The sequence below is a fragment of the Sphingobium sp. CCH11-B1 genome (genome assembly GCF_001556865.1).
Taxonomy (GTDB): Bacteria; Pseudomonadota; Alphaproteobacteria; order Sphingomonadales; family Sphingomonadaceae; genus Sphingobium.
The window spans coordinates 1-233 of record NZ_LSJY01000162.1 but is presented as its reverse complement, the minus strand read 5'-3'; the positions used below and the strand labels follow the sequence as shown (position 1 = coordinate 233).

Genomic DNA, 233 nt, shown 5'->3' with positions numbered 1-233 from the left:
CGGTCTGCTGGCGACGACAGGACTTCGGATTTCCGAGGCTCTCGCGCTACAGTGCGACGATCTGGTCGAGGATGGGCTGGTTGTCCGCAACGGCAAGTTCGGCAAGCAGCGGCTGATCACCTTGCAGCCATCGACGCGCAAAGCACTCGAAGCCTACATTGCGATCCGCGCGAAGCATCCGGCCAAGTGTAATGACCTGTTCGTCACGATCCGGGGGCGAGCGCCGCACAAGG

1 protein-coding gene is annotated in these 233 nt (G+C 62.2%); it reads left to right on the top strand.

Going from position 1 to position 233, the window contains the following annotated elements:
- On the top strand, positions 1-233 hold a 233-nt coding region (locus AX724_RS16505), incomplete at both ends, for a tyrosine-type recombinase/integrase (protein ID WP_156448124.1).